Raw genomic sequence first — 19667 nt, forward strand, 5'->3', positions numbered from 1 at the left:
GCATGGCAATCGAATGGGATGACGCGGGGGCCGCATCTTCGTCAACGCCGGCATCGGCATCGACAGCGGCGCCGAAGCGCGCCGCCTTTGCCTTTGGCGGCGACGCCCGCATCGGCAGCGCCGACCGCGTGCTCTTCACCGAACGCCTGGTGCTGCTGCTGGAAACCGGCGTCGCCCTGCACGACGCCCTGCGCGCGCTGCACGAGCAGAGCGACAAGCCGCGCCTGAAGGCCATCATCGGCCAGGTGGCGGACGACATCGTCGGCGGCGAGCGTTTTTCCGAGGCGCTGGCCAAGCACCCGGAACTGTTCCCGTCCACCTACATCAATTTGATCGGCGCCAGCGAGGCCGGCGGCTTCCTGCCCGAGGTGCTCGAGCAACTGGTCGACATGGACGAGAAACAGGAAAGGCTGCGCAGCACCATCGTCTCGGCGCTGTCCTATCCCGGTTTCCTGATTGTGTTCTCGGTGCTGGTGGTGCTGTTCATCCTGGTGGTCGTGTTCCCGAAATTCTCGGTGATGTTCGGCTCGATCTACGCCGAGCTGCCGTTCACGACCAAGATGTTTATCGGCGCCAGCAACTTCCTGATCCAGCATGGCGTGGTCTTCGGCGTGCTTGTCCTCGGCCTGGCCGGTGCGGCGCTGGTGGCCCTGCGCCGCCCGGATGCGCGCGCCTGGCTCGACCGCGCCAAGCTGCGCCTGCCCTACGTAAAAGACATCTTCATCAAGATTTACCTGACGCGCCTGATGCGCGTGATGGGCATTTCGCTCGAACGCGGCGTGACCATCCTCGATACGCTCGGCGCCTGCCGCAACGTGATCCCGAACGCCGAGTTCCAGCGCTTTTTGGGCGAACTCGAGGTGCAGGTGACCGAAGGGCGGGGCATTGCCGCCGGCTTTCGCGACAGCCCGCTGATTCCCAGCAGCGTGAAGCAGATGATCGACACCGGCGAAGCTACCGGCTCGTTGGGCAAGGTGATGGCGCGTGTCGCCGACTTCTACGAACGCGACCTGACGCGCCAGCTGAACCGCCTGGCGAAGATGGCCGAACCGGTGATGTTGATGGTGATGGGCGTGCTGGTGGGGACGATTGTGACGTCGATCATTCTGCCGATTTTCAAAATGTCACGAGCGGTTCACTGAAAAGCAACAATCCGTAAAAGTTAATGCGCAGTGGCAATTAAAATAGCTGTTGTTCATGTTACTCTTCGTTGCCACATGTTAAGAATTTGCTATACAGCAAACCTTCCTTAACCCATCCACTTACTAAAATGACCACTACCATTCGCCATTACGCCGCCAAAGGCTTCACGCTCATCGAGCTCCTGATTGTCGTGATCATCATCGCCATCCTGGCGGCGATCGCGATTCCGCAGTTTTCGAATACCTCGGGCGACGCCCAGGAATCGGCGCTCCAGGCCAACCTGACCACGATGCGCTCGGCAATCGAACTGTACCGTGTGCAGCACCGCAATGTCTTGCCGGGCGTGGCTGCGGCCGACGCCACCGCTGCCGAAACCGCGGCGTGCACCGGTGCGGGCGGCGTCATTGTGGAGCCGGCAGCGGGTGCAGACACGTTCACCGCTCACATGACCAGTTCCACGAGCGCGAATGGCGTCGTCTGCTCGGTGTCCACGCCGAACGGCCTCTTCAGCATGGGTCCTTACCTGCGCGCGATCCCGGCCGACGGCATCACCACCCCGGCCAACGACGACGTGGTCATGGTGGCAGTCGCCGGCAATGGCGCTGCGCCGGACCCTAACGCAGCTACCGGCGGCTGGCAGTACGACCCACGCAACGGCAACATCCGCGTCAACAGCAACGCGACTGGCCGCCGCGGCGTCCCGCTCTTCCAGTACTAAAGACCCATCCCCGTGAAGCTCGCACTGAACGCTCTTCGGGGCCAGGCGGGCTTCACGCTGGCCGAGATGGTGACCGTCGTCGCCATCGTCGCAGTCGCCGCCGCGATTGCCATTCCCAAGGCCGATCCGCAATCGGCGCTGGCCGCCGACGCCGCCGCCGGCGAAATCGCCCGCGCCGTCCGCTTTGCCCAGCGCGAGGCGGTCCGCACCGGCATCTACCACACCATCAGCATCGATCCCGCCAGCCAGGTGCTGCGCATCCAGCGCCCGGCGCCGTCCGGCAGCGGCAGCATCACCGTCACCCACCCCGTCGACAAGCGCGACTACCAGATCAACTTCGCCGACGACGGCATGCCGCGCGCGCGCATCGTCGGCGCGCTGTTCCGCTACCAGAGCAACGCCGTGACGAACGGCACGATCTTCGGCCCGGATGGCGCACCGGTCGACGTCGCTCCATCCAAGTTCCTGGGCCTGCCGATCGGCATCGTCCTGGGTACGAAGGAAATCTCGCAGCTGAAGGAAGACGCGCAGATCACGGTCCGCTACGGGAACGTCGAACGCGTGGTGCGGGTGGCGCCGGTCACCGGGCGGGTGAGCCTGTGATGGGCCGGTTTGTCACCGTGCGCGCGCATGATGCCGGCTTCTCGTTCGTGGAAGTCATGGTCGCCGTGCTGCTGCTGGCGATCTGCGCCGTGCCGATGATGGAGGCCATCCGCAACGGCCTGTCGGTATCGAGCGCCGGCGCCGACAAGGCGCGCGAACTGCGCTGCCTGAAGAACACGATGGAAGCCGTGCTGGCCGAACCCTACCAGACGCTGTGGCTGGCGGCATCCCAGGACAATGCGGCCAGCTACGTGCTGCCGGAAGACGCTTCCTGCGCCGGCGTCAACCGCCGGCTCGCCATTTCGCTGTGCGAGCAGACCGGCTCGACCACCGTGTTCCTGAGCTCGGGCAGCGCCCAGAACCGGCGCGAGTCGGCCATGCTGTACATTGCCCTGAGCGCGGACAAGGGCTATTCCTTCACGACGATGGTGGCGCGATGAAGGCAGGCCGCCTGCTGCGCATCCGCACCGGGGGCCTGAGCCTGACCGAGCTGCTGCTCGGGCTGGCCATCGGCGCGCTGGTACTGGCGCCGCTGGCGCCGATACTGCAAAGCGCCGGCGCCAGCGCGCGCGTGGCCGAGGACCAGGTCGCCCTCGAACGCGAAGCCGACTTCGCCCTCGAACGGATCGCCGCGAGCATCCGCAACACCGCCGTGCCACCCGACCTGGCAGACAAACCGGCCAGGGACTGGCTGAAACCCGCCGTCTACAGCGTCACCGCCGACGGCATGCTGGTCGAGCAGCAGGGCAAGGACAGCTACGTGCTGGCCGAATCGGTGAGCGACTTCAGCCTTGCCGCAACGGTCCCGGAATCCGGCCAGCCGCTGGTCAAGGTCAGCCTGAGCCTGACGCGCAACACCGGGACCGTCGCCACGGCGACCGCCACGGCCAGCGTGCGCCTGGGGTCTGCGCTGTGAGCGTCCGCACCGCCAGCCAGCGCGGCATCCTGCTGCTGCCCGTGGCGCTCACACTTGCCGTGGTCGGCATCCTCGCATACACGATGGCGCGCGAAGGCAGCATGCAGGTCTCCGCCGTCGACGACCAGTACGACATCGAGGTAACGCGCTACCTGGCCGCCAGCGGCCTGGAAGTCGCCAAGTGGCGCGCCTCGAAGGACGACTGCGACGAGGACGAAGCCGAACTCGGCACCCTGCGGCTGCCCGGCGGCAGCGTCACCGTCGCCAGCGCCAAGGAGAGCCGCGGCATCCTCACCGTCACCCTCACCGCCACCAGCGACCGCGTTCCCGTCGGCGCCAACGGCAAGAAGACGATGACGACCGTCACGCGCGCCATGCAGCTCTACGACCTGGACGAAGTGCGGGCTGCGACTCTCATCGGCAAAGGCGAAGAAGACACGACGATCGTCAAGAACGGCACGGCCAACCTGGTGAACTCCGATACGCTCACCGCCACCGAAGGTACGGCCCACCCGCTGATCCTGTTCAAGCTGCCCGGCGATCCGGACCGCAGCTCGATCATCCAGGCCGACCTGAAACTCACCAAGAAATCGGGCAACAACAGCCAGCCGGGCCGCCTGCTGTCCGTGCACCGCCTCACCCGCGAGTGGAACAAGAACGCAAGCTGGACCAGCCCGCGCGGCGATGCCACGCCCTGGACGACCCTGGGCGGCGACTACGTGGAAACGCCGGCCGCCAGCGTCGTCATCGACCCGGGCAGCGGCGCCTACAACGGCACCTACACCTTGCGCATCGATACCCTGGTGCAGGGCTGGGCCAGCAATGCCAGGACCAACTACGGCCTGCTACTGAAACCGACCGCGCTGTCGAACGTCCCTTTCATCAGCTTCGACGGTTCGAACAAGCCCGAACTGTCCCTGCGCTATTACAAGCGCTGTACCTGATCCACACCACTGGCCATGAATACACCTGCCTTTAACCTCGCCGGCAACGTCGCCAGCGCCTGGTCCTGCCGCGATATCGGGGCGCCGGAGCTGCGCGCTCATGCCGCTCCCGTCATCACCCACGAAACCCGGCGCGGCGTGGCCCTGCTCGGCCTGGTCGCCCTGCTGCTCCTGCGCGTGGCGGCGGCAACCACCGGCGGCACCGCGATCCGCGGCAGCATGGAAAGCGGCACCGCATGAAGGCCTGGCTCGCATCGCTGAAGGAGCGCGGCGCCGCGGCGCCGGCACCAATCGGGCTCGACTTCGCGGCCCAGCGCCTGAACCTGCTGCAGGCCATGCCGTCGCCGGCAGGACCAGGCGTGCGCGCAGCCGTCTCGCTGCCCTACCCGGTGGAGCGTGCGCAGCTGCTGGCCGATGCGCCGCGCCTGAAGCGCTTCGTGCGCGACGCCCTGCACGCCGCACCTTTCGCCGGACGGCGCGTGGTGTCGGTGCTGGCGCCGAGCGAAGTGCGCATCCTGCCGCTGACGGTGCACGTGCAGAACGGGCAGAACGAAGGGCAGGCGGTGGCCAAGGCCGTGCGCGAGCAGCTCGGTGCGGCCGCCGCCGAATCGGTGGTCGATTACTACCAGGTGCGCAGCGTGGAGGCGGCGGGATCGGAACGCCAGGTGCTGGCGGCGGTGGCGGCGTCGAAGAACGTGCTGGCCTACCTGGACACCCTGCGCGGCGCCGGCCTGGAGCCGGTGGCGCTCGACATCGGCCCGGCCGCGATCGCGCGCCTGCTGGCGGCGATGCAGGAAGACTTCGACCAGTCGGTCCTCCTGATTAACTTCGGCGCCAGCAAGAGCTATCTGACCGTGATCTGGGGCCGGCGCCTGATGCTGGACCGCGAGATCGACTTCGGCGAGCAGCAGCTGGTCGAGCGCCTGGCGCGCGCGCTGGGGCTGGACAACGAAGTGGCGCTGGCGCTGCTGCGCGAGCACGGCATCGGCACGCCGGCCGGCTCTCCCCAGGGCGGCGGCGCCCAGCCCGACATCGGCCGCACCGTGCGCGAGATCCTGTACCAGGAATTCGCGGCGCTGGCCGAGGAGCTGGTGCGCACCCAGGTGTACGTGGCGTCGCGCACGCGCGGCAGCAGCATCAGCCGCGTCTACCTGAACGGCAGCGTGGCGCGCTACCGCCACATTGGCGAGCGCATCGGCGAACTGGTGCGCCTGCCGGTCGAGCTGCTCGATCCGTTCAAGGCTTTCCATGGCGCGCCGGGCGCCGCGGTGGGCGAGGCGCACGCCATCGCCCTGGCCGCCGGCCTGGCGCTGCGGGGAGGCGCCCGTGGCTGATATCGACATGATCCCGCGCAGCTGGCGCGAAGGCCTGCGCGTGCGCCGCACCCTGGCCGCCTATGGTGCGGCGCTGGCGGCGCTGCTGCTCGTGGGCGGCGGCGCCAGCGCCTTCTTGCACTGGCGCCTGGCGGTGGAGACGCCGCGCCTGGAGCAGGAACGCGCCGCTTCGCTGCAGGCCAACGCCATGCGCACCCAGCTCACGGGTGCGCAGGCACGCAAGGATGCGCTGGCCGAGAACCTGGATGCGCTGGCCGGCCTGCGCGGCACCGGCGAAGTGGCGGCGCTGGCAAAGGTGCTCGACCACGCCCTGAACGAGCGGGTCTGGTTCCAGACCCTGCGCCTGGCGCGCACCCAGGAAACCCTGCAGGCGCCGCCGTCGCCGCTGCCGCCGGGGACGGTGCAGGCACGCGCGCTGCAGAACGGCACACCCCAGGCCTGGCGCCTCGGCACCCAGGTCGAGATCACCGGCGGCGCGCTCGACGACGCGGCGATGACGGCCTTCCTCGCCGCCCTGGCCGCCGACCCGGCGCTGTCCGAAGTGCGCTTCCTGAACAGCAGCACCGCCGCGGAAGAAGAGGGCGGCGCCGTCGGCTTCAGCGCTTCCGCATCGCTCGTCAAACGCCAGGAGGCGCCATGAATCCCGACTGGATCCGCAAGGCCGCCGCGCTGCCGGCGCGCCAGCTGCACCTGGCCGGCGCCGGCCTGCTGCTGATCGCCGGCGCCGCGCTCTGGTTCCATGCGCTGCGCGCGCCGCTGACGGCCCTGCGTGCGGTACGCGCCGAACAGGCGCAGCTGGCGCAGGCGGCCGGCGACCCGCGCCTGCTCGCGGCCCAGCTGGCCGCACTCGCCGCCGACAGCCGGGAACTGGAAAAACGGCTGGGCGCCGGACCAGGTCCGGCATCGACACAAGCGTCGGCCCAAGCCCAGGTGCGCCTGGTCGGCAGCCTCGGCGCGCTGGCGCGCGAACAGGGCGTGACCGTGCACGGCGTCGCGCCGGCGCCCGACGAGATGGCGCTGGCTTTCGTGCGCCTGGGCTTCGACATCGATGCCAGCGGCCCGTATGCGTCGCTGCTGGCCTGGATGAACGCGATCGAGCGTTCGCAGCCTAACCTGTCGATCGCCGGCTTCGACATGCGCACCGGCACCGCGCCCGGCCAGGTGACCATCCGCATCCGCATCGCGGCGTACCAGACCCAGGAGACCGCGCCATGAAGCGCTTCCTCTTCGTGATCGCCATCGCCTGCCTGCCGCCGTTGCAGGATGTGGCGCAAGCCCAACCGCCCCGCGATCCATTCGCACGCCCGGCACGGGCGGCACAGGCGCCGGCCGCCGCCGAGCCGGCGCAGGAACCCGCGCCGCCGCCAGCGCCCCGGCTGCGTGCCGTGATGGTCACGCCCGGCCGCGCGCTGGCAAACATCAATGGCCAGATCCTCGCCAGCGGCGAGTGGTTCGGCGACTATCAACTGATCAAGGTGGAGGAACGCGGCGTCACGCTGAAAAAGCGTGGCGTGACCAGCGTCCTGCTGCTGGACGAGAGCCGCAAATGAAGCACATTACACACACAGGCATGGCCGTTCTGCTCGGCGCCGCCGCCCTGGCTTTGAACCCCGCGCACGCCGCGCCGCAACGCACGCCGGCACAAACGCCGCCCCAGCCGGCTACCGCGGTCTCGTCGACGGTGGCGCCGCTCGGCGCGCCGACCTCCTTCGTGTTCCGCGACACCCCGATTGCCGAGCTGTTCGAGATGATCTCGCGCCACGAGCGCGTCAACATCATGCTCGGCAAGGGCGTTACCGGCAACGTGGCCGTCAGCCTGTACGACATGACACCGCGCCAGGCGATCTTCGCGATCGCCGAGGCGGGCGGTTACCAGGTGCTGACGCGCGAGAACGGCTACATGATCGTGAACCCGGCCGACGGCGCCGCGGCCGGCGCGCCGGTCTCCGCCAACATGGAAGTGCGCGCCCTGAAGGTGCTGTATTCGGAGCCGCAGCTGGTGGCCGACATCCTGTCCAAGCACGTCAGCCGCGGCGGCAAGGTGACGGTGCTGCCCTCGCGGCGCACGCTGGTGGTGGAAGACACGCCGGAAGGCATGGCGCGCATCGTGGCGCTGCTGCGCGAGATCGACACCCAGCCGCAGCAGATCATGATCGAGGCGAAGATCCTCGAGATCACGCTCGACGAAAACGAGAACTTCGGCATCGAGTGGAACAAGGTCTTCAGCGGCGACGGCGTGAACCGCATCGGCACCAGCCGCCTGCTCGAGCGCACCACGCCCGGCCTGGTGTTCAACTTCGTGAACAATAACGTCGACGTCTTCCTCAACGCGCTGAACAACAAGGGCCGGGTACGCACCCTGGCCACGCCGAAGCTGCTGACCCTGGAAAACCAGGAGGCGACGACGAATATCGGCGACAAGCTGGGCTACCGCGTGACCACCACCATCAACAACGTCACCAGCGAAACCATCGAGTTCCTGGAGACCGGCGTGATCCTGCGCGTGACGCCCTCGGTCGACGCCGATGGCCGCATCGCCCTGCGCGTGCGGCCCGAAGTCAGCTCGGGCACCCTGCTGGGCGGCATCCCGTCGAAGAAGACCACCGAGGTGAACACCCAGCTGGTGGCCGACAACGGGCAATCCATCCTGATCGGCGGCCTGATCAAGGCGACCGCGGGCCAGCGCCGCATCGGCGTGCCGCTGCTGGGCGACGTGCCCGTGGTCGGCAAGCTGTTCTCGAACAACGAGCACTCCGGCACCTCGACCGAGACCATCGTCCTGATCACGCCGCGCATCGTGCCGACCCGGCCAGGCGGCGCCGATGTGCAGGAAATCGAACGGGTGCAGCAAGCCGAAGGCGAGATCCAGGGTGCGTTCCAGGGGCCGGCAAAGCTGAAGGCCCGGTAATACAACCGCTTATTCCTCGGGATTGTGCCGGCACATCGACCGGCACATCTGCTCGCGATCATCCTTGCGGATATCCATTTCTTCCTCTTCGGCCTTGTCCAGGGGCCTCAGCTTTTCCGGATCGGTTTCGTTCTTGCGCGCCTCGTGGATGCGCAGCAGTCGTTCCTTGTGTTTGATAGTGACGGGAAGCGCAGGAAAATCGACTTTGCTGTCGCTGGAATTGCAGCGGCGATTGCACTCCTGTTTCGTGGTCGGTTTCAGTTGCGCAGCCGCGTGAAAGGACAGTGAAGACAGCGTGCTTGCCAACAAAAAGAGGAAAAGGTTTTTCTTCATATGCAAAGTCTTCATGGCGGTTTGCAATCGGGTTCCGGACGACGTCCCCTTCATAATTTTGTTTCGAAGCGGACCGTAAAACGTGCGTGATGGTCGCTGTCGGTCAGCCGTTGTACGAACGTGGACGAACCCATGTACTCGTCGATACGCCGATTCGTCTGCGGGAAAAGGTTGTCCAGGTTGAGCGTGATACGCGCGTCGGCGTTGATTTTCCAGTTGGCGTTGGCATTCAGCGTGAACCTGCTGTCCTGGTAGAGGCGCTCGCGCAGATTGCTGCGCACCCAGTCGGCAGGCAGCAGATTGGCGTCAAGACCCAGCTTCAACGGTGTGGCCGCCAGGGTATAGGTGCCGCCGAATTTCGCACGCCAGGGAGTTTGTCCGGCGACGCGGTTATCGGGACCGGACAGTTCGCTCAATGCCGAACGCGCGAAGCCCAGGCTGCCGTAAAGTTGCACGTTCGGCGCACCCTTCCAGGTATTCCGGACGGTCCAGCGGCCTTCCAGGTTCACGCCGCGCACCGTCGCTTTTCCCAGATTGGCCGGACGCGACAAATAGCGCGGGGTATTCGCCCATGCCACGTTTTCCAGCACCAGCTCGCGTCCGATCTTGTCCTGAATGTCGCGCGAATAGAGTTCCGCAACCAGCTCGCTGTCTGCGCCGAGGCCATGCGTGTACGACAAATTCAGGCCAAGCGCGCGTTCGGGCCGGAGATACGGGTTGCCGGCACTGTCGGCATCCTCGATGCCATTGGCGCCGCACAGGGCCGCGCCGCCGCATGGAGCAAACGGATTGATCCACGGATGGACCAGCATCTGGTCGATACCTGGCGCCTGGAAACTGCGGGCCAGCGAAACGCGCAGTTGCCGCTTGTTGTCACCCTTGATTTTCTTCGACAGGTGCACCGATGGCGACCACATCGTGAAGCGCGCCCGATTATCGACCGGTCCCTCGTTGAAGCTGTAGCGGCGATTTTCAGCCGAGGAGCCCAGGTTCATGGCCAGGCCCCTGTCGATCCGCCATTCGTCCTGGATGAAGAGCTGGGCGCTCTCCATCTGCGCCGCGTTTTCGCGGCCAAAGACGGCCAGACTGGGATCCGGCAAGCCATTGACGAGGTCGGCATAACGCCTGTGCGCATCGTTGCGTACCAGTTTCACACCGGCCGAGATGACATGACCGCTGTTCGTCTCGGTATTCAGGTCCAGGTTGAGATGATAATTCTTCTGGTCCTGCGCCATGCCGTTCCTGCGCCGCAGTCCAAGCCCGTCCGACGGGGTATCGATGCGGGAGAAATCGGTATCCAGGCGGGTGCGACTCATACTCAGTTGCAAGGTGACGCTGCTGTCCTCGTCGACTTGCCAGTTCCAGCGCACCGGCAGCGAATAACTGCGCATCGGCTGGTCGTTCAGCTGTTCTACCGCCAGGCTGCGCATGCCGGGCCAGCGGCGCTGCTCCGTACTGCTGTCGGCAATGACCACCTTTCCGGCATCCGGACTGAAGCTCAGCTTGTGGTTCGCGTCGATGGTCCACATGAACTGGCCACTGGCCGTCAGCATCCGGAAGTCGCTCGATGAGGCGAGATCGCCCTCGAATTCGCCTTGCGCAGGGGCGCCGTCCGCGCCCTGTAGTTGTCGATAGCGTGTACGGCCAGGCGTCGGCTTGCGGCTGGCCGACAGCATCAGGTTGTAGCTCAGCGGAGTGTCGGACGCGAGCTGGTTACTCGACCAGGACAGGTCGCCGCCCGCATGCCCGTCCATTGCATTCGCCCCCAGGCGCAACTGGGTAGATGCCTTGCGCTCGATTTTTCGCCTGATGATGTTGATGGTGCCGGCAATGCTGATCGGACCTGTCGCCGCGGTGGTCGACTTGATGATCTCGATCCGTTCGATATGGACGAGATCGATAGAGAGCGGATCGCCTTGAAAAGGCAGGCCGTCAACCAGGACCTGGGTATAACCGGGCATGCCGAGCAGGCCGAGGCGGCCGTCTTTGCCGATGCTGACGGCAGGTTCGCGGCGCAGCAATTCACCGGTATTCTGCAGGCCGCTATCGGCTACGCGCTGGCGCCCGATAATGATTTTACCTGCGACGAAATCGCGGCTGGCCTCGACGTCGGTGCGGGCGCCATTCACGATGACCTGCTGCGGCAAGGGTGCAGGTGTTTCCGGATCGGCCAACGCTGGTGCGGCAACGCACATCAGCAACAGATGAAAACGCGTACGCATCGATTACTGCAAAAAGCGACAGATCATTTCGCTCCGCGGATGAGTATTTAAGGAAAGAAACATTATGAGTAATGTGTCTTTCCGTCAATTCATATCGGGTATTTCCAGTTTCAATGAAGCGCGGCTTCAACAGCCCTGCATGGTGCGGGTACCTGTCCAGGCAAATAAAAAAGCCGGGCCCCGATGAATCAGGACCCGGCTTACTTCAGGCTCGCTTACGAAATACGGTTACGCCGCCACACCTGCATTATGCGCCTGCTGGTCCGCGTGGTACGACGAGCGTACCATCGCGCCGACCGCCGCATGCACGAAGCCCATTTCGTAGGCCGCTTCCTCGAACTTTTTAAATTGGTCCGGGTGCACGTAGCGGCGCACCGGGAGGTGCGAGTTCGACGGCGCCAGGTACTGGCCGATGGTCAACATGTCGATGTCGTGCTCGCGCATGTCGCGCATTACTTGCAGGATTTCCTCGTCGGTTTCGCCCAGGCCGACCATGATGCCCGACTTGGTGACGGCGTTCGGATACATCTTCTTGAAGTCGCGCAGCAGCACCAGCGAATGCTTGTAGTCGGCGCCCGGGCGCGCTTCCTTGTACAGGCGCGGCACGGTTTCCAGGTTGTGGTTCATCACGTCCGGCAAGCCGTCGGCGAAGATGTTCAGCGCCTTTTCCAGGCGGCCGCGGAAGTCCGGCACCAGCACTTCGATCTTGGTATTCGGCGACAAGGCGCGCGTCTTGGTGATGCACTCGACGAAGTGGCCGGCGCCGCCGTCGCGCAGGTCGTCGCGGTCGACCGAGGTGATCACGACGTACGACAAACGCAGGTCGGCGATGGTCTTGGCCAGGTTGCCCGGCTCGTTCACGTCCAGCGGATCAGGACGGCCGTGGCCGACGTCGCAGAACGGGCAGCGGCGCGTGCACTTGTCGCCCATGATCATGAAGGTGGCCGTGCCCTTGCCGAAGCATTCGCCGATGTTCGGGCAGCTGGCTTCCTCGCAGACGGTGACCAGGTTGTTCGCGCGCAGGATGTCCTTGATTTCGTAGAAACGCGAGGAGGCGGTGGCGGCCTTGACGCGGATCCAGTCCGGCTTCTTCAAGCGCTCGGCCTCGGCGATCGGCACGATCTTGATCGGGATGCGCGAAGTCTTGCTGGCGCCCTTCTGCTTGTCGCTGGCGTTGTAGGCGGGAGTGCTGGCAGGATTCAGGACGGTATCGGTTTCGGTAGTCATGTCGCTCATGCCCGCAGGGGCTCAATTGAATTGTTCGGTTCGGCAGGATCGGCGGCCAGCTGGCGTACCAGTTCGCGCGCCAGGGCTTGCTGCACGTCGGCGAGGGGCGCCTCGACGCCCATGGTGCGCATGTCGACGGTGGCCAGGCCCGAGTAGCCGCAGGGGTTGATCCACGAGAACGGCGCCAAGTCCATCGCCACGTTCAGCGAGACGCCGTGGTAGGTGCAGCCGTTGCCGCGCACTTTCAGGCCGAGGGCGGCGATCTTGGCGCCGCGGCGCGGGCCTTGCGCGATATAGATGCCGGGCGCGCCGGCCACGCGTTCGCCCCCGAGATTATACGCCGCCAGCACCTCGATGACCGCCTGTTCGATTTTTGCCACAAATTGTCGGGCATACAATTTACCACCCGGCTTGTTGCGGCGCAGGTCCATCAGCAGGTAGATCACGACCTGGCCGGGGCCGTGGTAGGTGACTTCGCCGCCGCGGTCGGTCTGCACCACGGGAATGTCGTGCGCCGGGACGCCTGGTCCGGCCAGCAGGTGCGCGCGGTCGGCGCCCAGGCCCAGGGTGAACACCGGCGGGTGCTCGACGATCCACAACTCGTCGGGCGTGTCGGGCGTGCGCGCATCGGTGAACGCGCGCATGGCGGCAAAGGTCGGTTCGTAGTCGGCGCGGCCGAGCTCGCGGATGAGCGGGCTGGCGGGGCGGGTCGGTTGCATGGGAGTCTGGTCAGGGATGGTGACAGCCCCGACATTATATGCCAGTGCCCCCGGCATTGCCGGGGCCTCGGACAGTGTTTCGTTACAGAACGATCTTGACCATCGGGTGCGACGACAGGGTGCGGTAGATGTCGTCGAGCTGCTCGCGGCTGGTGGCGCGCACGATGCAGGTCAGGCCGGTGTAGTTGCCCTTGCCGGAAGGACGCACTTCCATGCGGCCGTGGTGGAAGGTCGGGTCGAAACCGGTGACCACTTCGACGATGGTGGCGGCAAAGGCGTCGTGCGTCGGGCCCATTACCTTGATCGGGAAGTCGCTCGGGTATTCGATGAGGGATTCTTTCGGGTCCATTGTTCAATTCCTGTGCAAAAGCACATTGTAGCCAAAGCGCGCAGGCGGCGTATCGTTCCCGCCGCGATTGCACTGGCGCAGGCGAAAAAAGGCCGGCACGCGGGCCGGCCCGGATGGTTCAACGCTCCATCTGGCGTGCGGGGCCGCGGCGGCCGCCGCCATCGTCGGCATTCCTTGGCTGGGCCGCGGGTGCGTGACGGCGTTCCGGAGCCGCCGACGGCGCCGGAGAGGGCGCAGGCGCCGCGATGGCCGGGGCCGGAGCTGGCGGAGGCGAAGGCATGGCGCGCGGCGGGGGTGCGGAGATGGCGGCCGGCACCGGACGCGCCTGCTGCTGGGCACGCGCCGCTGCGGCAGCCGCCGCCGCTTCCATGGCGCCGGCGCTGCCGAAGCGCGGCGACTCCCTGTGGACATCGCGCGCTGCGTCCCTTTGCGCTTCCCGCTGCACCTCGCGCTGTGCATCTCTCTGCGCGTCCCTTTGCGCATCGCGCTGCACATCGCGCGACCAGTTGCGCTGCGGCGCAGGCTGGGCGCTCATCACCGGCGCCGGCTGGCCGCTGAGTACCGGCACGGCCGAACGCGGGACCTGGACCTCGTTTTCGGCGCGCTGCTGGTAGCGGTTGCGGCGTCCGTCCTCGGACCGGGCACGCAAATCCTGGTACACACGGTCGTCGCGGTCGCGCTCGCGGCCACCGCCGACAATCACGGGCACGCTGCTGCCGATCACGGCCGCCTGGGGCGCCGCCGGCAGGGGGCTCGCGGCCGGCGCCGCCGACACTGCCGGGCTTGCCGGAACGGCGGCTGGCTGGCTGCCGCGCCCGGCATAGTCGGGACGCCCATCCGGACGCGCATCAGGACGCCCGTCGCGGTTCCAGTCGCGGCGCTCATTGCCGCGTCCATCGCCACGTCCATCGTTACGGCCGGCGGCGCGCGCGGCATCCTCGGCAACGGCGCGCGCCGCATCGCGCACGTTCGCGCCCTGGCCGATGCTGCCGAACTTCACCGGCGGCGTCGGCGGCAGCGCCACCGGCGCGCGCGCCCAGTTGGCCGGCGGCGTGGCGCGCGGCTCGCGCGGCACCACCACTTCGCGGCGCCCGCTGAAGCGGTCCTGCGGCACCACGGTCAGGCCCTCGCGCCGGTAGTCGCGCTTCTTGCCATCATGTTTGCCATCCGGCCTGGCGTCGCGCCCGCGCGCGGCTTGCCAGGCCAGGCGCCGCAGATGGTCGTCGGACAGCCGGTAGCCGGGCACGAAGCGCTCGTGCGGCGCCAGCGGATACCAGCCTTGCCCGGCCGAGGGACGCGAATTGAAATTCAGGTTCCAGCCGGCGCCGCCGACCCAGCCGACCAGGGCCGGTGCCCACACCGGGCGGCGCTCGTGGTGGCCAGGCGCCCAGGCCCAGCGCCGGTTCACCTGCACCCAGCGGCCATAGTGGAAGGGCGCATAGCCCCAGGGCGCATTGTCGACCCAGGTCCAGCCCCAGGGAGCGATCCAGGTCCAGCGCCCGTCGCGGTAGGGCACCCAGGTCGACGACACCGAAGGTATCCAGAGCGTGCCGTATTCGCTGTCGTTGCTCCAGCTGCCATAGCGGTCGAGGTCTTCATAGCCCGTCATTTCGCGCGGGATGTAGCGCGTGGCGAGGGCCGAGTCGGCCTGGCGGTCGCGCTCCAGCGCCCAGTCGTCGAAGGCATCGCGCACGGCCTGGGCGGTGCGCAGGTCGGGTCCGGTGATGTCGGCGCGGCGCCCGGCGCGCACGGTCAGGCGCTCGCCGCCGCCTTCGACGATGGCCACGCCGTCGAACACGTTGATGCTGCTGGTGTCGGCGGCCAGTTCGGCGTCCACGCGCAGGCGGCCCGCTTCCTGCATCAGCACCCGGCCCTGGGGCGTGGACAACTCGAAGCCGCCCAGCACCTCGGGATTCACGATGCGGATGTTGACGCTGCCGTAGTACAGGCGCAGGCGCAGGTTGTCGTCGTCGAGCTGGATCACGTCGAGGCTGGAGTCGCCGTCGAGGCGGATCGCGCTCGAGCCCACGCGCAGCTCGGTGCGTGCGCCCGGCGCCGTGGTGACGGTATTGCTGGAAGTGACAGGCCAGTTGACCAGGGCGGTGCTGGCGGCGTCTCCTTGCCCGGCGCTGATGCTGACCTGGCCCTGGGTGAGCGCGATCCGCCCGACCTGGGCCGGCGGATCGTCGGCCAGCGCCAGCGTGGAGGACACAGCCAGCGCCAGGAGCGCTGCGGTTTTCATCAGAAAGCGTGGTTTCATCGAAGGCTCCAGGGGTAGAGGATGTGAAAAAAACGTCAGGGCAAGGCGCCGAGTCGAAGACAGTACAAGCGTACGGCGAGACGAGGCAACGCAGCCATGGCGATTTTTTCGCATCCTCTTAGGGACGGAAGGCGTCTACCTGATTACAACGCGCGAGGGCACGCGCGGACAACGCGGGTTACAGACGGTTTCAACTTGTGCATGAGCGAAACATACACCGCCTGTGCCAAACGCTTAGTTCGCTCCAGCTCGCTTCACGAAGAACAGCATCGAACCGACGACGACCAGCACTGCGCCGAAGAACCGGTTCTGGATACGCATCGCACGCGCATCGCGGAACAGGCGCTGCATCGACGAGGCAAGAAAGGCGTAGCCGTGCATCACCAGGCTGTCGATGGTGACCATGGTCACGCCCAGGATCAGCAATTGCGGCAGCAGCGGCGCATCCTTGGAAATGAATTGCGGCAGCACCGCGACCATGAAGATGATGCCCTTCGGATTGGTGGCGTTGGTCAGGAAACCGGTCAGCACGCGCTTTTTGAAGGGCGGATGGGCGGCCAGGCCGGCGGCGCTGGCCGTCGGGCCCGCTTCCGCCTTCGAACGCATCTGCGAGATGCCGAGATAAATCAGGTACAGCGCGCCGATCACCTTCACCACGGTGAACGCGGTTTCCGAGGCCAGCAGCAGCGAGCCGACGCCGGCGCCGGCGATGGCCAGCACCATGATCAGGCCCAGCTGCAGGCCGAGCACAGTGGCGCTGGCTTTCTTCACTCCGTAGGCGAGCCCGTGCGACATCGACAGCACGGCGCCCGATCCCGGCGAAATGGCGATGACGGTGCCGGCGATGACGAAGGCAAACCAGGTGGCGAAAGACATGGAGGAACTCGGAAGGGAAAAGAGGAAGAACGGGAATACTGACACAGCCGGCGCGGGGACGTGGGCCGCCGCGCCTGCCGTGGGAAAGACGGGATTACTTCTTGCGCGGGTTGACGGCGGCCTTCAGGGTCGCACCGGCAGCGAAACGCGGGGTTTTCGACGCGGCGATCTTGATGACTTCGCCGGTTGCCGGGTTGCGGCCTTTGCGGGCTGCGCGCTTGGTCACCGAGAAGGTGCCGAAGCCGGTGATACCGACGGTGTCGCCTTTTTTCAGACGTTCGGTGATGATCTCGATGATGGTGTTGACCGCGCTGTTGGCCGCGGTACCGGACATTTCGGTACGCTTGGCAAATTCAGCGACCAGTTCGCCTTTTTTCATGGTGCCTCCGGGGTTGAAAGAGCGGAAAGATTAGCATAAAAAATTCTCAGCTGTAATCTTTCACACGGCCGTGCGCGACGGCCGCGTTTCCCGGCGTGCCTGAAAATACGGGCGTTCTGCGAAAGTAGGGTGGACGGGTTGCCCGTCCACGCGGTGATTGTTACCGCAATCCAGTCGCGCAGGATGATCTTGCTACGTCAGACCAGTCCAACATCCGGCTTGGCGCTCGCCAGGCGGGTACGCAGCGCCGCGTTGATCAGCGTCTGGTAACCGGTGCCCGAGCGTTCCGACAGGGTGCGGAACTCGTTGAGCACCTCGTCGTCGAGGTAGATGGTGATGCGGGTCTTGCGTTTCGGCGGACGGGTGCGGCGCACCGGCGCGGCGGCCTGGGGCATGGCTTGCGATACGGCTGGGGTCATGGTCGGGTTCATCGAGGTCTCCTTCGTCTGGGCGAAGCTGCCGTAGCGCAGCTTTGACGATGACTATACGTATGCCCTGCACGAAATACCGGCGAAAGCGACGAGTTGCAGTTTTCCAGGCCTGAAATGCAAGAAAAACGCGCTGAACCGTGTGCCCGCGCGGCCTGCGCTCGGTTAAGATGCTGCCATATTGACATCTTGGGAGTAGGTTCATGGCTGCAGGCAGTTTGCTGGCATTACTAGACGATATCGCCAGCGTGCTGGACGATGTGACGCTGATGAGCAAGGTGGCGGCGAAGAAAACCGCCGGCGTGCTCGGCGACGACCTGGCCCTGAACGCACAGCAGGTGAGCGGCGTGCATGCCGAGCGCGAACTGCCGGTGGTGTGGGCAGTGGCCAAGGGTTCGCTGGTGAACAAGGCGATCCTGGTGCCGGCCGCGCTGCTGATCTCCGCGTTCATTCCCTGGGCCATCATTCCGCTGCTGATGATCGGCGGCGCCTTCCTCTGCTTCGAAGGCTTCGAAAAGCTGGCCCACAAATTCCTGCACAGCCCCGAGGAAGACGCGGCCAACGAGGAACGCCTGGCCACGGCGCTGGCCGCCAGCCAGGTCGACCTGTGCGCGGTGGAGAAGGACAAGATCAAGGGCGCGATCCGCACCGACTTCATCCTCTCGGCCGAGATCATCGTGATTTCGCTGGGCGAAGTGTCGAAGATGCCGGTCAGCCAGCAGCTGGCGGTGCTGGTGATCATTGCGCTGGTGATGACGATCGGCGTGTACGGCCTGGTGGCGGGCATCGTCAAGCTCGACGACGCCGGCCTGTACCTGAGCAAGAAGACGAGCGGCTTCGCGCGCGGCCTGGGCCGCATGCTGCTGGCCGCCGCCCCGCGCCTGATGAAACTGCTGACCATCGTCGGCACCGCCGCCATGTTCATGGTCGGCGGCGGCATCATCGGCCACAACTGGGAACCGCTGCACCACTTCGCGCTGGAATCGGCCGAACGCATGGCCACGGTGCCGGGCGTCGGCAACGTGCTGGGCGCGATCACGCCGACCGTGATCGATGCGCTGGCGGGTGTGATCGTGGGTGCGCTGGTGCTGCTGGTGGTGACGGTGGTGAACAAGCTGCGCGGGAAGAAAGCGGTGCCGGCGCACTAATGGTGTTTCGATTGTTCTAATGCCGTACCGCGTGGACACAGGTGCCTGCGCGGTCCACCCTACGAGAATCGATTTTGTAGGGTGGACCGGGCCGCGCAGGCACCCGAGTCCACGCGGTACAACGTCTCTCCATCGAAACGCCTTTACACCGCAGCCACATCCCTCCGGCGCATCGCCGCCACCCCATCCCGCACCGCCCAGATCGCCGACAGCACCGACATCGCCGTCAGCACCCAGCTCGCCCATCCGTAATCCACGCGCACCAGCTGCGCCGGCCCGCCATGCCACCAGAGCAGCGCATGCGCCACCAGCGTGATGGTGATCCCCAGGTTCACGAACATCAGCAGGTGCAGCACGCGCTCGGACACCGGCAGCACGCGCGTGTCGCCTTCCACGATCACGTCCCAGGACGAGACGCACACTTCGCACAGCAGCAGCCCGGCGATCCACCACACCAGCACCCCGTGCCACTCGAACCAGGCGAGCGAGGCGAACAGGCAGGCGAAGATGGTCTCGCGCACCGCGTGCAGGCCTTCCTCGTGCGAGGAATCGCCGCGCGCGGGCAGTTTTTCGAGCAGCTCGTGGTTCACGATGATGTCGATGAAGCCGAGCACACCATGCAGCATCAGCACATAGACAAAGGGCGGCACGTTTTCCCTGCCTGCTCTAGACTGGTGGGCGGTTGCGGCGCAGGACAATCGCGCCGATCGCCATGCCGACGGCAAACGCGGCGTACACACCGGCCAGCGATTTCTTCGACAGGCGTTTTTCGTAGCCCGGCTGCAGGCGCTGGGGCGTGAGCTTGTAGTCGGCAAAGCAGGCAAGCGCCGACGTGGCGGCCGAGGTGGCAAGCGTCACGCGCAGGTCCTTGCGGTCGAGCTTTTCGCCGGCCAGGTGCTCGAACAGCACCGACCAGAAGGTGGCGCTGAGGTGGTGGATGACGTAGCCGGTGATGGTGTACTTCAGCGAAAAGCCGTCGTGTTCGGCCGCCTCGTCGCCCCAGATCCAGTGGCTGACGGCGTTGGTCGGGGCATAGGCGCTGCCCGTTTCGCCACGTCCGACCAGGACCAGCGCCGCGGTCGATACCAGGCTGGATGCGGCGCCCGACACCAGGCCGCGCTCCAGGGATGTAGTCCAATCTGCCATCTTCATTGTCCTCG

24 protein-coding genes are annotated in these 19667 nt (G+C 66.2%); 13 read left to right on the forward strand and 11 right to left on the reverse strand.

The window, feature by feature from the left end:
- The first annotated feature begins 2 nt into the window (after positions 1-2).
- The 12 genes from ACWYRN_RS08420 (at position 3) to ACWYRN_RS08475 (ending at position 8566) form a co-directional block, all read left to right on the forward strand.
- Positions 3-1142 (forward strand): type II secretion system F family protein, encoded by a 1140-nt coding sequence (locus ACWYRN_RS08420; RefSeq protein WP_488691982.1) that lies wholly within the window; start codon positions 3-5, stop codon positions 1140-1142.
- Between the two features lie 128 nt (positions 1143-1270).
- Entirely contained in the window at positions 1271-1861 is a 591-nt protein-coding gene (locus tag ACWYRN_RS08425; protein ID WP_488691983.1) for a prepilin-type N-terminal cleavage/methylation domain-containing protein, read from the forward strand.
- A gap of 12 nt (positions 1862-1873) precedes the next feature.
- Complete coding sequence (locus ACWYRN_RS08430; RefSeq protein WP_488691984.1) at positions 1874-2464, forward strand: prepilin-type N-terminal cleavage/methylation domain-containing protein; 591 nt, start codon at positions 1874-1876, stop codon at positions 2462-2464.
- Positions 2464-2904: a type IV pilus modification PilV family protein gene (locus tag ACWYRN_RS08435; protein ID WP_488691985.1), complete on the forward strand. Its 441-nt coding sequence runs from the start codon at positions 2464-2466 to the stop codon at positions 2902-2904. Before ACWYRN_RS08430 ends, ACWYRN_RS08435 begins: the two co-directional genes overlap by 1 nt.
- Positions 2901-3380, forward strand: a complete 480-nt coding sequence (locus ACWYRN_RS08440) for a hypothetical protein (protein WP_488691986.1) — start codon at positions 2901-2903, stop codon at positions 3378-3380. Before ACWYRN_RS08435 ends, ACWYRN_RS08440 begins: the two co-directional genes overlap by 4 nt.
- The gene (locus ACWYRN_RS08445) at positions 3377-4324 is read left to right on the forward strand and encodes a DNRLRE domain-containing protein (protein ID WP_488691987.1); all 948 of its coding nucleotides are present in this window, start codon (positions 3377-3379) and stop codon (positions 4322-4324) included. Before ACWYRN_RS08440 ends, ACWYRN_RS08445 begins: the two co-directional genes overlap by 4 nt.
- A 15-nt stretch (positions 4325-4339) precedes the next feature.
- Complete coding sequence (locus ACWYRN_RS08450; protein WP_488691988.1) at positions 4340-4564, forward strand: hypothetical protein; 225 nt, start codon at positions 4340-4342, stop codon at positions 4562-4564.
- Positions 4561-5658, forward strand: coding sequence for a pilus assembly protein PilM (gene pilM / locus ACWYRN_RS08455; protein WP_488691989.1), 1098 nt, complete (start codon positions 4561-4563; stop codon positions 5656-5658). The genes ACWYRN_RS08450 and pilM overlap by 4 nt, the downstream gene beginning before the upstream one ends.
- Positions 5651-6298, forward strand: coding sequence for a PilN domain-containing protein (locus ACWYRN_RS08460; RefSeq protein WP_488691990.1), 648 nt, complete (start codon positions 5651-5653; stop codon positions 6296-6298). Before pilM ends, ACWYRN_RS08460 begins: the two co-directional genes overlap by 8 nt.
- On the forward strand, positions 6295-6873 hold the full coding sequence (locus ACWYRN_RS08465; protein WP_488691991.1) for a GspMb/PilO family protein: 579 nt from the start codon (positions 6295-6297) through the stop codon (positions 6871-6873). The genes ACWYRN_RS08460 and ACWYRN_RS08465 overlap by 4 nt, the downstream gene beginning before the upstream one ends.
- Positions 6870-7208 (forward strand): hypothetical protein, encoded by a 339-nt coding sequence (locus tag ACWYRN_RS08470; RefSeq protein ID WP_488691992.1) that lies wholly within the window; start codon positions 6870-6872, stop codon positions 7206-7208. The genes ACWYRN_RS08465 and ACWYRN_RS08470 overlap by 4 nt, the downstream gene beginning before the upstream one ends.
- The gene (locus tag ACWYRN_RS08475; RefSeq protein ID WP_488691993.1) at positions 7205-8566 is read left to right on the forward strand and encodes a type II secretion system protein GspD; all 1362 of its coding nucleotides are present in this window, start codon (positions 7205-7207) and stop codon (positions 8564-8566) included. The genes ACWYRN_RS08470 and ACWYRN_RS08475 overlap by 4 nt, the downstream gene beginning before the upstream one ends.
- A gap of 9 nt (positions 8567-8575) precedes the next feature.
- Here the strand turns inward: ACWYRN_RS08475 and ACWYRN_RS08480 are convergent, their stop codons facing one another.
- From ACWYRN_RS08480 to ACWYRN_RS08520, 9 genes are all read right to left on the reverse strand, one after another.
- On the reverse strand, positions 8576-8914 hold the full coding sequence (locus ACWYRN_RS08480; protein WP_488691994.1) for a hypothetical protein: 339 nt from the start codon (positions 8912-8914) through the stop codon (positions 8576-8578).
- Between the two features lie 35 nt (positions 8915-8949).
- On the reverse strand, positions 8950-11121 hold the full coding sequence (locus ACWYRN_RS08485) for a TonB-dependent receptor (RefSeq protein WP_488691995.1): 2172 nt from the start codon (positions 11119-11121) through the stop codon (positions 8950-8952).
- A 228-nt stretch (positions 11122-11349) separates the two neighbouring features.
- Complete coding sequence (lipA, locus tag ACWYRN_RS08490; RefSeq protein ID WP_488691996.1) at positions 11350-12357, reverse strand: lipoyl synthase; 1008 nt, start codon at positions 12355-12357, stop codon at positions 11350-11352.
- Positions 12354-13142: a lipoyl(octanoyl) transferase LipB gene (lipB, locus tag ACWYRN_RS08495; protein WP_488692791.1), complete on the reverse strand. Its 789-nt coding sequence runs from the start codon at positions 13140-13142 to the stop codon at positions 12354-12356. The genes lipA and lipB overlap by 4 nt, the downstream gene beginning before the upstream one ends.
- Before the next feature lie 7 nt (positions 13143-13149).
- Positions 13150-13416: a DUF493 family protein gene (locus tag ACWYRN_RS08500; protein WP_229436307.1), complete on the reverse strand. Its 267-nt coding sequence runs from the start codon at positions 13414-13416 to the stop codon at positions 13150-13152.
- A 118-nt stretch (positions 13417-13534) separates the two neighbouring features.
- The gene (locus tag ACWYRN_RS08505) at positions 13535-15676 is read right to left on the reverse strand and encodes a DUF6600 domain-containing protein (RefSeq protein WP_488691997.1); all 2142 of its coding nucleotides are present in this window, start codon (positions 15674-15676) and stop codon (positions 13535-13537) included.
- A gap of 234 nt (positions 15677-15910) precedes the next feature.
- Positions 15911-16552, reverse strand: coding sequence for a LysE family transporter (locus tag ACWYRN_RS08510; protein WP_229436303.1), 642 nt, complete (start codon positions 16550-16552; stop codon positions 15911-15913).
- Between the two features lie 94 nt (positions 16553-16646).
- Positions 16647-16931, reverse strand: a complete 285-nt coding sequence (locus ACWYRN_RS08515) for an HU family DNA-binding protein (RefSeq protein WP_229436301.1) — start codon at positions 16929-16931, stop codon at positions 16647-16649.
- Between the two features lie 197 nt (positions 16932-17128).
- Positions 17129-17362: a BrnA antitoxin family protein gene (locus ACWYRN_RS08520; RefSeq protein ID WP_488691998.1), complete on the reverse strand. Its 234-nt coding sequence runs from the start codon at positions 17360-17362 to the stop codon at positions 17129-17131.
- 200 nt (positions 17363-17562) lie between these two features.
- Between ACWYRN_RS08520 and ACWYRN_RS08525 the strand changes: the two genes are divergently transcribed.
- On the forward strand, positions 17563-18507 hold the full coding sequence (locus tag ACWYRN_RS08525) for a DUF808 domain-containing protein (RefSeq protein ID WP_229436299.1): 945 nt from the start codon (positions 17563-17565) through the stop codon (positions 18505-18507).
- Positions 18508-18650: 143 nt separating this feature from the next.
- Here ACWYRN_RS08525 and ACWYRN_RS08530 read toward each other — a convergent pair whose 3' ends face one another.
- Together ACWYRN_RS08530 and ACWYRN_RS08535 are read right to left on the reverse strand one after the other, a co-directional pair.
- On the reverse strand, positions 18651-19157 hold the full coding sequence (locus ACWYRN_RS08530) for a hypothetical protein (protein WP_229436298.1): 507 nt from the start codon (positions 19155-19157) through the stop codon (positions 18651-18653).
- Between the two features lie 16 nt (positions 19158-19173).
- On the reverse strand, positions 19174-19653 hold the full coding sequence (locus tag ACWYRN_RS08535; RefSeq protein WP_488691999.1) for a hypothetical protein: 480 nt from the start codon (positions 19651-19653) through the stop codon (positions 19174-19176).
- Positions 19654-19667: the final 14 nt, after the last annotated feature.

The sequence above is a fragment of the Massilia sp. BAP21 genome (assembly GCF_057801335.1).

Coding starts and splice junctions, on each gene's coding strand:
- ACWYRN_RS08420 (WP_488691982.1), top strand. CDS start 3: ATGGCAATCGAATGGGATGACGCGGGGGCCGCATCTTCGTCAACGCCG.
- ACWYRN_RS08425 (WP_488691983.1), top strand. CDS start 1,271: ATGACCACTACCATTCGCCATTACGCCGCCAAAGGCTTCACGCTCATC.
- ACWYRN_RS08435 (WP_488691985.1), top strand. CDS start 2,464: ATGGGCCGGTTTGTCACCGTGCGCGCGCATGATGCCGGCTTCTCGTTC.
- ACWYRN_RS08440 (WP_488691986.1), top strand. CDS start 2,901: ATGAAGGCAGGCCGCCTGCTGCGCATCCGCACCGGGGGCCTGAGCCTG.
- ACWYRN_RS08450 (WP_488691988.1), top strand. CDS start 4,340: ATGAATACACCTGCCTTTAACCTCGCCGGCAACGTCGCCAGCGCCTGG.
- pilM (WP_488691989.1), top strand. CDS start 4,561: ATGAAGGCCTGGCTCGCATCGCTGAAGGAGCGCGGCGCCGCGGCGCCG.
- ACWYRN_RS08465 (WP_488691991.1), top strand. CDS start 6,295: ATGAATCCCGACTGGATCCGCAAGGCCGCCGCGCTGCCGGCGCGCCAG.
- ACWYRN_RS08470 (WP_488691992.1), top strand. CDS start 6,870: ATGAAGCGCTTCCTCTTCGTGATCGCCATCGCCTGCCTGCCGCCGTTG.
- ACWYRN_RS08475 (WP_488691993.1), top strand. CDS start 7,205: ATGAAGCACATTACACACACAGGCATGGCCGTTCTGCTCGGCGCCGCC.
- ACWYRN_RS08480 (WP_488691994.1), bottom strand. CDS start 8,914: ATGAAGACTTTGCATATGAAGAAAAACCTTTTCCTCTTTTTGTTGGCA.
- ACWYRN_RS08485 (WP_488691995.1), bottom strand. CDS start 11,121: ATGCGTACGCGTTTTCATCTGTTGCTGATGTGCGTTGCCGCACCAGCG.
- lipA (WP_488691996.1), bottom strand. CDS start 12,357: ATGAGCGACATGACTACCGAAACCGATACCGTCCTGAATCCTGCCAGC.
- ACWYRN_RS08500 (WP_229436307.1), bottom strand. CDS start 13,416: ATGGACCCGAAAGAATCCCTCATCGAATACCCGAGCGACTTCCCGATC.
- ACWYRN_RS08505 (WP_488691997.1), bottom strand. CDS start 15,676: ATGAAACCACGCTTTCTGATGAAAACCGCAGCGCTCCTGGCGCTGGCT.
- ACWYRN_RS08510 (WP_229436303.1), bottom strand. CDS start 16,552: ATGTCTTTCGCCACCTGGTTTGCCTTCGTCATCGCCGGCACCGTCATC.
- ACWYRN_RS08515 (WP_229436301.1), bottom strand. CDS start 16,931: ATGAAAAAAGGCGAACTGGTCGCTGAATTTGCCAAGCGTACCGAAATG.
- ACWYRN_RS08520 (WP_488691998.1), bottom strand. CDS start 17,362: ATGAACCCGACCATGACCCCAGCCGTATCGCAAGCCATGCCCCAGGCC.
- ACWYRN_RS08525 (WP_229436299.1), top strand. CDS start 17,563: ATGGCTGCAGGCAGTTTGCTGGCATTACTAGACGATATCGCCAGCGTG.
- ACWYRN_RS08535 (WP_488691999.1), bottom strand. CDS start 19,653: ATGGCAGATTGGACTACATCCCTGGAGCGCGGCCTGGTGTCGGGCGCC.